This window comes from Polynucleobacter sp. 39-46-10 (assembly GCF_002282275.1).
In genome coordinates, this window is the sequence record NZ_NCJB01000099.1 from 1 (window position 1) to 8,307 (window position 8,307).

The 8,307-nt window shown below is 47.3% G+C and carries 7 protein-coding genes and 1 pseudogene; 5 read left to right on the forward strand and 3 right to left on the reverse strand.

The window, feature by feature from the left end; all coding sequences use genetic code 11:
* The 3 genes and pseudogenes from B7X71_RS09225 to B7X71_RS09235 form a co-directional block, all read right to left on the reverse strand.
* Positions 1-547 (reverse strand): annotated as a pseudogene (locus tag B7X71_RS09225) (ABC transporter permease); the annotation flags it as partial.
* The gene (gene yejB / locus B7X71_RS09230; protein ID WP_205621331.1) at positions 544-1,608 is read right to left on the reverse strand and encodes a microcin C ABC transporter permease YejB; all 1,065 of its coding nucleotides are present in this window, start codon (positions 1,606-1,608) and stop codon (positions 544-546) included. The pseudogene B7X71_RS09225 and the gene yejB, both read right to left, overlap by 4 nt.
* 11 nt (positions 1,609-1,619) lie before the next feature.
* The gene (locus B7X71_RS09235) at positions 1,620-3,491 is read right to left on the reverse strand and encodes an extracellular solute-binding protein (RefSeq protein ID WP_293599243.1); all 1,872 of its coding nucleotides are present in this window, start codon (positions 3,489-3,491) and stop codon (positions 1,620-1,622) included.
* Positions 3,492-3,541: 50 nt separating this feature from the next.
* On the opposite strand from B7X71_RS09235, the gene fabI reads away from it, so the two are divergent.
* The 5 genes from fabI to B7X71_RS09260 form a co-directional block, all read left to right on the forward strand.
* Positions 3,542-4,327 carry an enoyl-ACP reductase FabI gene (gene fabI, locus B7X71_RS09240; RefSeq protein WP_215303126.1) on the forward strand — a complete coding sequence of 262 codons (786 nt, stop codon included), beginning with the start codon at positions 3,542-3,544 and terminating at the stop codon, positions 4,325-4,327.
* Positions 4,324-5,649, forward strand: a complete 1,326-nt coding sequence (gene chrA / locus B7X71_RS09245; protein ID WP_293600560.1) for a chromate efflux transporter — start codon at positions 4,324-4,326, stop codon at positions 5,647-5,649. Before fabI ends, chrA begins: the two co-directional genes overlap by 4 nt.
* Positions 5,650-5,680: 31 nt before the next feature.
* Positions 5,681-6,565 (forward strand): MaoC family dehydratase N-terminal domain-containing protein, encoded by an 885-nt coding sequence (locus B7X71_RS09250; RefSeq protein ID WP_293600561.1) that lies wholly within the window; start codon positions 5,681-5,683, stop codon positions 6,563-6,565.
* A 14-nt stretch (positions 6,566-6,579) separates the two neighbouring features.
* Positions 6,580-7,950, forward strand: coding sequence for an MmgE/PrpD family protein (locus B7X71_RS09255; RefSeq protein ID WP_293600562.1), 1,371 nt, complete (start codon positions 6,580-6,582; stop codon positions 7,948-7,950).
* Between the two features lie 52 nt (positions 7,951-8,002).
* On the forward strand, positions 8,003-8,307 hold a 305-nt coding region (locus B7X71_RS09260; protein ID WP_293600563.1), incomplete at its 3' end, for an aldolase/citrate lyase family protein.

Consider the following 8,307-nt stretch of genomic DNA (forward strand, 5'->3'; position numbering starts at 1 on the left):
ATAACTCTGGCATCGCTGACCAAATTTCAATCAAGCGCTGGGAAATCAGATCAAACTTGCCGCCAAAGAATCCCATTAAAGAGCCAGTGATGATGCCTACACTCACACCAACAATAGTGAGTGCCAAGCCAAACAGAATTGAGAGGCGAAATCCATAAATCAAGCGCGCGAGAACATCGCGTCCCCGATCGTCAGTACCTAACCAGTTATCAAAAGATGGAGGTGCAGGATTGGGTACTTTTGAAAAGTAGTTGAGTGTTTCATAGCTATAAGGTATCGGGGGATAAATCGCCCAATTACCATTGCTCGTAATATTGTGACGAATATCCGGATCTAAAAAATCGGTTGGTGTAGCGAAGTCACCTCCAAACACTCTCTCGGGTTGTGATTGCACAATCGGGAAATAAAACTTACCTTCGTAGCGGACTACCAGAGGCTTGTCATTGGCAATCAGCTCAGCGCACATAGACAGGCCAAACAAAACCATAAAGATCCAGAGACTGGCATAACCCATGCGACTGTTTTTAAATCGATGCCAGCGACTCATGAGCCACCTCCAGCGCCAAACTGAATACGCGGATCAATATAGACATAACAAAGATCCGAGATCAATTTAGTAAATAAACCGATCAAGGTGAAAAGATAAAGTGTTCCGAAAACCACTGGATAGTCACGCCTCATAACGGACTCATAAGACAGTAAACCCAGGCCATCCAAAGAAAACAGGGTTTCAATCAGCAAGGATCCGGTAAAGAAGGCGCCAATAAAAGCTGCTGGAAAGCCCGTCACTAGAGGCAAGAGCGCATTACGGAAGACATGCTTCCAAAGTACCTGCTTCTCAGTGAGACCCTTAGCTCTCGCAGTCAACACGTACTGCTTACGAATCTCCTCCAGGAAAGAGTTCTTCGTCAACATCGTAATCACTGCAAAACTGCCTAAAACTGAAGCGGTAATTGGTAAAACCAAATGCCACAAATAATCCATTACCTTCCCAATCATGCTCAACTCACTCCAGTTATCTGAAGTCAGTCCGCGCAGTGGGAAGATTTGCAAGAAACTGCCGCCGCCAAAGATGACAAGCAAGAGAACACCCAACACAAATCCCGGGATGGCATAGCCCACTAAAATCATCGTGCTCGTCACCGCATCAAAGCGGGAGCCATCCCTGACTGCCTTAGCAATACCCAAGGGTATTGAGACCAAGTAAGTCAGAAAGAAAGTCCATAAACCTATGCTGATAGATACTGGCAATTTAGAAACCACCAACTGCCAAACACTTTGGTGTTGGTAGTAACTCTGACCGAGATCAAACTGGGCAAAACGCTTGAGCATCATGAAATAGCGCTCTACTGGCGGCTTATCAAAACCATATAAAGCCTTTACCTCAGCTAAGCGCTCGGCATCCACACCTTGGCGGCCACGATAGTTGCTGCCGCCACCAGATGACTCTGCCCCACTCACTGCAGCATCACCCTTACCCTTGAGCTCCAACATCAATTGCTCAACTGGACCACCCGGTACAAATTGCACTACTGCAAAGGTGAGAGTTAAAACACCCAACAAAGTAGGAATCATCAAGAGCACGCGCTTGAAAATATATGACCACATTTGTCCTTGCATTAGCGCGCCCCTTCTTTCCACCAATTGAGCAGAATCCAAGATTCGGCGGTGTAATACAAAGGAGGTTCTGGGTAGCGCATCTCTTTACGATACGCGATTCGGTGTGTCGGGTTGTACCACTGCGGGATCACGTAATAACTATTCCAAAGAACACGATCTAAAGCTCTAGTAGCTGCACGTAACTCTTCACGAGTTTGCGCTTTGACAACTGCATCCACCAGGGCATCGACCACTGGAGACTGAACCCCGATCACATTATCAGAACCCTTTTCTTTTGCAGCCTGACTACCAAAGCGATCCCACAATTCATTACCTGGGCTTTGTGAGTCTGGGAAACGAATGGTAGTCATATCGAAGTCGTATTCATCCATGCGCTTCTGATGCAAAGCAAAATCACTCGTCCGAATATCCACCTGAATACCCAGCTTCTCTAAGTTACGCACATAAGAAGAAATCACTCTTAAGAAAAATGGACCATCTTCGACCATCTCAAATCGGAATGGCTCGCCTTGCATATTGCGTAAAGCGCCATCTCGATATTGCCAACCAGCCTGAGCTAATAAATCTCTTGCTTTGCGCAGGTTCTGACGCAAGCTATCAGGGGCGGCAGGAGAAGGGGCAGGAGGCATTGGACCAAAAACCGCATCTGGTACCCACTTAGGATATTGCGCCTTCAGAGGTTTGAGTAATTTCAATTCTGCTTCAGTGGGTTTGCGAGGGCCATCAAAATTGGCGCTCAGATCACTATTGGTAAAGTAGCTATTAATTCGACTGTATTGCTCAAAGAAAAGCTGGCGATTTAACCACTCAAAGTCGAGCGCATAACCCAAGGCTTGTCGCACGCGCGGGTCCTGAAAAATCGGACGGCGTACATTCATAGCAAAACCTTGCATGCCTGCGCCGTTGTGATTGAGGAAAGCTTTCTTTTCTAGAGTGCCATCATTAAATCTAGGGCCAACATAACTCTTTGCCCAATTCTTGGCGCGGTACTCCACCAGAGCATCGAACTCTCCAGCCTTAAAGGCTTCTAGGCGAACAGCGTCATCACTATAGAGTTTGTAGTTCACACGATCAAAGTTATAAAAACCGACACGGACATTAAGCGTCTTACCGCCTTGATCGGCCCAGTAATTTGGGTTACGCTTAAAGATCATGGTCTTACCAGCTTTGTATGACTCAATCACATACGGACCGCTTGCTATCGGTAGCTCAAAGGTCAATTTATCAAATGGTGTAATCGTGCCATCGGGCTTCTTACCCCAATTACGAGAGAACACCGGCAGGGTGCCCACCATCACCGGTAATTCAGGATTACTGTTCTTGAAATCAAAACGGATTACTCGATCAGAAACCACCACCGCTTGCTTGACATCGGCATAGACCGTTTTAAATTGCGGATTAGCAAGTGAACTCATCAAAGTGTCAAAGCTGTGTTTAACATCACTAGCTAAGATCGCACTGCCATCCGAAAACTTCGCCTCAGGACGAATCCGAAAGACCACAGACATTTTGTCGGACGCAACTGCAATATCTTCCGCAATCAGGCCATAGGCACTGGAGACCTCATCCGCACTTCCTACTGCCAAAGATTCAAACATCAGCTGAGCTATACCAGGGGCAGCGACACCGCGCAGCGTAAATGGATTGAACTTATCAAAACTTGTTCGGCGATCCGGGTTGGGCAAAGTTAAGGTGCCGCCTCGCGGGGCGTTGGGATTCACATAGTCAAAATGGCTAAATCCATCCGCGTATTTAGGTTTGCGGTACTGAGCGATCCCCTGAGCACCCTGAGCTGAATTGACTACCACCCCAGCCAGAAGGGCTAAGAGCAGCAAAGTGGGGATTTGGCGGATGACAGGGTGCATGGGCATATATGCAACAATTGTAGATAGCAAACCACATTTGAAGCAAAGGACACGATATGGGCTTTCTCGCTGGCAAAAAAATTCTGATTACCGGCCTTCTTTCTAACCGCTCTATTGCCTATGGCATTGCCAAGGCATGTCACCGCGAAGGGGCTGAACTAGCCTTTACCTACGTTGGCGAGCGCTTTAAAGACCGTATTGTTGATTTCGCTAAAGAATTCAATACTGAGCTGATTTTTGACTGTGATGTTGGCAGTGATGAGCAGATTACTGCCCTATTTAAGGATTTGGCAAAGACTTGGCCTCAGTTTGATGGCTTTGTTCATGCAATCGGCTTTGCGCCACGCGAAGCAATTGCCGGCGACTTTTTAGATGGCCTGTCTCGTGAAGGCTTCAAAATTGCCCATGATATTTCTGCTTACAGCTTCCCAGCAATGGCAAAAGAAGCTTTACCTATGTTGCGCGACAAGTCGTCCTTATTGACTCTCACTTACTTAGGTTCAATGAAGAACGTACCTAACTACAACACGATGGGTTTAGCCAAGGCTTCACTAGAAGCCTCAGTACGTTACATCGCTGGCTCAGTTGGACCTAAAGGCATTCGCGCTAACGGTATCTCTGCAGGCCCAATTAAAACTTTGGCTGCCTCAGGCATCAAAGGATTTGGGAAGATCTTGGAGGCCGTTGAGCAAACTGCACCATTGCGTCGTAACGTCACCATTGATGATGTTGGCAATACCGCTGCGTTCTTGTTATCTGATTTAGCAAACGGTATCACCGCTGAAATCATTTATGTTGATAACGGCTTTAGCCAAGTTGTTGGTGGAATGGAAGAAGTTTGAGCGTTCCACTTCGCGAAGCCCTGAAATTTTGGGCCAAGCTCGGCTTTATTAGCTTTGGTGGGCCCGCGGGGCAAATTGCTGTCCTCCACCAAGAGCTAGTTGAAAAGCGTCGCTGGATTTCTGAGCGGCGCTTTTTACATGCGCTGAACTATTGCATGCTCTTACCAGGGCCAGAAGCTCAGCAGTTGGTCACGTATATTGGCTGGCTCATGCATCGGACTTGGGGTGGTGTTCTGGCCGGCACCCTATTTGTCTTGCCTTCTCTCTTTATTTTGATTGGCCTATCTTGGATCTACCTGACTTTTGGCCAGGTTCCTTGGATTGCCGCGATCTTCTTCGGAATTAAACCCGCCGTCACTGCTATCGTCCTGCATGCAGCAGTACGTATTGGTAAACGTACGATTCACAATCAAGCGTTGCGCTGGATTGCACTGGGATCCTTTCTAGCGATATTTATATTCAACTTGGCATTCCCGATCATTGTTATCTTCGCAGCCTTGCTTGGTATTTGGGGTGGTAAGCGTTACCCAGAATATTTTCAACAAACTGCCTCTCACGATAAAGTGAGTGGGACGCATGCCGCTGCAATCATTGACGATCATACGCCCACTCCAGAGCATGCCAAGTTTTCTAGAAAAAGATTGGTATTACATAGCTCAGTTGTTACAGGACTGTGGCTTATTCCATTTATTGGATTGGCTCTAATTTTTGGATGGAAAACACTCTATCCACAGATCGCCTGGTTTTTTACTAAGGCTGCCTTTCTCACATTTGGAGGCGCTTATGCGGTTCTGCCCTATGTTTATCAAGGTGCTGTCGATCAATTTCATTGGCTCAGTGCCGGCCAAATGATGGATGGTTTAGCGCTTGGAGAAACCACCCCCGGACCACTCATCATGGTAGTAGCCTTTGTTGGCTACCTCGCTGGCCACATTCAACATCTCATTGGCAATAGCAATCCATTTTGGTTTGGCGTGCTTGGCGCTTGCGTTGCCACGTGGTTTACTTTCCTACCCTCTTTTTTCCTGGTCTTGGTCGGTGGACCACTCATTGAATCCACACATGGCAAATTGAGTTTCACTGCACCACTCACAGCAATCTCTGCCGCTGTAGTTGGCGTCATCGCCAACCTTGGACTGTTCTTTGCCTATCACGTCTTTTTTCCACATGGTCTTGGTGGCTCCATCTCTTGGGTTTCGATTGCAATCACCTTACTTGCAGGTTTAGCGCTATTTAAATTTCAAAAAGGGGTTATTAGCGTGTTAACCGGTTCAGCCTTAGCGGGCTTACTCAGTTATTTACTGGCAAGTTTATTGATCTAGACCCATCGCATTTAAGGCCGAAATTGGCATAATGGAAGTTATGCGAATCGAACCTCAAACCATCACCCATCTCCAGGAGTGGCTCGGCAAAACCGAAACCCTTCAAGACAAGGTCACAGCAGCACCTGTCAAAGCTTTATCTGCGACGCTCGATCGTTCCGACCCTACCCCGAATGATGGAACCTTTCTTCCCGAGTTATGGCACTGGCTCTATTTTTTGCCTTGCGCCCTTCAATCTGAAATCGGACCTGATGGTCACCCTAAACGTGGCGGATTTTTACCACCTGTACCGCTACCACGTCGGATGTGGGCTGGTAGCCGAGTTCAATGGCTAGCTCCACTTGCAGTGGGCGATGAGATCGAACGCGTTTCTAAAATTGAATCTGTTACGCACAAGGCAGGTCGCACCGGTGATCTCATTTTCGTATTAGTCAAGCACGCAATTTCCAATCAAAATGGCTTGGCCTTAATTGAAGAACATGACATCGTGTATCGCGATGCTCCGGGTCAAGACGATAAGCCTGTTGCACCCACACCAGCACCTACAGGCGCACAGTGGACCAAGACGATAAGGCCGGATGATGTTTTGTTGTTTCGTTACTCAGCACTGACATTTAACGGTCATCGCATTCATTATGATCGTAAATACGTCACTGAAGTAGAGGGCTATCCTGGCCTGATTGTTCATGGCCCTTTAATTGCAAGCTTGTTGGTAGATCTGGTGCGTCAAAGTATTCCAGGCTGCAGATTGAAGAGCTTTGAGTTCCGTGCAATTCGCCCTACTTTTGATATCAATCCTTTTAAAGTCAGCGCCAAACCGGATCTAGAGAAAGATCCGTCTGGAAAAACCATCTCTATTTGGGCTGAAGATCACGAAGGTTGGCTCACCATGCAAGCCACCGCAGTTTTAGCTTAAGGAATGATTTTGTTATGACTACTCCGCATTTATCTAAAGCTTTAGCTACATTTGCTTCTGAATTAAAGATTGGCGATATTCCTGAAGAGGTGATTTCCCGCACCGAAGATTTACTAGTAGATTGGTTTGGTTCTGCAATTGCTGGCAAAGGTTCGCGCGCTGTAGAGGCCATTACGCAGTTTGCGCAAAGCATGGGTGGCTTCAATGCAAGCAACCCTGGCTCTGCTGAAATTCTGATTCATCGCACAACATCAAGCCCCTTCCTAGCTACATTAGCAAATGCAGCCGCATCGCACGTAGCCGAACAAGATGACGTGCACAATGGCTCTGTATTTCATCCAGGAACTATCGTATTTCCTGCCGCTCTCGCCACAGCTCAAGCTATAGGCGCTTCAGGAAAAGATCTGCTCGTAGCTGCAGTCGCCGGCTATGAAGTCGGTATTCGGGTTGGGGAATTCCTAGGTCGCTCACACTACAAAATATTTCACACTACAGGCACAGCCGGCACCTTAGCTGCAGCAGCAACTGTAGGCCATCTTCTCAAACTCAACCCAAGCCAAATGCTGCATGCCTTTGGCTCAGCTGGAACACAATCTGCCGGCCTTTGGGAATTTCTGCGCGATGCTGCTGACTCCAAGCAACTTCATACAGCACATGCCGCTTCAACCGGCTTGATGTCAGCCTACTTAGCGCAATCTGGCTTTACTGGTGCCGAACACATCCTAGAAGGTAAACAGGGTTTGGCTGCCGGCATGTCGAGTGATTCTGATCCAAGCAAATTAATTGATCGACTAGGAACTCGCTGGACCATTGCTGAGACGAGCTTCAAATATCACGCCTCATGTCGTCATACACACCCTGCTGCCGATGCCTTATTGCAAGTCATGTTGAAACAAGATCTCAAGCCTAGCGATATCGCCAAGGTGGAAACCTTGGTTCACCAAGGGGCAATCGATGTCTTGGGTCCAGTTACCGACCCCACAACCGTGCACCAATCTAAGTTCTCAATGGGTACCGTACTCGCGATAGTTGCCCACTATCAATTTGCAGGCCTGCAAGAATTTGATCAACACTTCCATGATCAAGATATTTGCTCTTTCCGCGATCGCGTCACTATGGTCTTGGACCCTGAAGTCGATAGTGCTTACCCCCAAAGCTGGATCGGTAAAGTTAAAGTCTACTTAAATAATGGTGAAGTATTAGAGGGTCGTGTTGATGAACCCAAGGGCGATCCTGGTAATACCCTAAGCCGTACTGAGATTACAGATAAGGCGATGCGTCTTGCTGCATTTAGTGGTGGCGCAAGCCCAAGTGAGATGAGTGCCGCTATCGAGCGCTTGTGGAATATCCGCAATCAGTCCAAGATAGGTCAATTACTCCCTTAACTTTAGAGTCGTTTATTTTTTCTCTTGCTTCATTTTTAATAAAGCCTCATCGATGAATCCACTTGATACACCCCTTGGCTTTAGCAGCACATTCTTATTTGTTCCAGGCACACGCCCTGAGCGTTTTAGTAAAGCCTTAGATAGTGGCGCCGATGGCGTCATCATCGACCTTGAAGATGCAGTTGCTGAAGAAGATAAGGAGTCTGCACGTGCAGCTATACGCTCTGCCTGGCCAACGTTTAGTGCAGACCAAAAAAAGCGTCTGATCATTCGATCAAATTCTCCTGGCAGTCATTTTTATTCAGCTGATCTAATCTTGATGCAAGAATTAGACGCAGCCTGCCTATTAATTCCTAA